The sequence below is a fragment of the Treponema sp. R6D11 genome (assembly GCF_054786075.1).
This window is the reverse complement of record NZ_BDHD01000517.1, coordinates 1-860: the sequence shown is the minus strand read 5'-3', so window position 1 is coordinate 860 and position 860 is coordinate 1. Positions and strand designations below refer to the sequence as shown.

The following is an 860-nucleotide window of genomic DNA, read 5'->3' as shown; positions in this document are numbered from 1 at the left end:
TCCCAATATACTTCAATAGATAATTTCCCCGTCCGCATCACGACAAAACAGACCATTCCGTTTGTCGAAATGGCGGCGTTCGACGTAGCGAGCAAATTTATGACGTTCCTTACCGCAAGCAGGGTGGAAGCCCTAATCGGCAACTTTGTGCGGGCGAGGGGGATCGGGGTCCAAAACGGCGTCGACACCGAACACGCGGGCATCGTGGACAAGATTTTTACCGATTCGCTGGAAAGGGTGCTGAACCTGGGCATGGTTCCGATTCTGCCCTGCATAGGCTGGAGCCCGTCCGGAAAGCCCTACAACGTGCCGAGCGCCGAAATCGCCCTCGCGGTCGCGTCCGCCCTAAAAGCGGAAAAACTGTTCTTTTTGTCCGCCCACGACAGGCTCAACGTGAAAGACTTCAACAAAAAGGAAAAATTGGAAGCGAGGCCGGACGGGAGCCTTGTAAGGCTTACCCCCCAACAGGCGGAAACGCTAATAAATTCGAGCTCCGTTCCCGCCCAATTCACGTCCGAGCTTAAATTGGCGCTAAATGCGAGCCGGTCGGGCGTCCACAGGGTGCATTTATTGGACGCAAGAGAAGAAGGCGTCGTCTTAAAGGAGCTTTTTTCCAATCTTGGCGTGGGAACTATGGTTTATAACGATGAATACGACTCGATCCGGGCCTTCCATTCAAGGGATTTGCCCGATATTCTGCGAATGATGGAGCCTTTAATGCAAAAAGGCGTACTTATCAGGCGGAATCCCGAGCAAATTCAAGAAAAAAAGGCCGATTATTCGGTTTTGGAGATAGACGGCTCCATCCGAGCGTGCGGCGCCCTGCACGATTGGGGCGAATCCCAGGGCGAAATAGCCGC

Annotated in this window: 1 protein-coding gene; it reads left to right on the top strand. The window is 53.4% G+C overall.

What is annotated here, in order from left to right:
* On the top strand, positions 1-860 hold an 860-nt coding region (locus tag ACYVTD_RS14380; protein WP_461248403.1), incomplete at both ends, for an amino acid kinase family protein.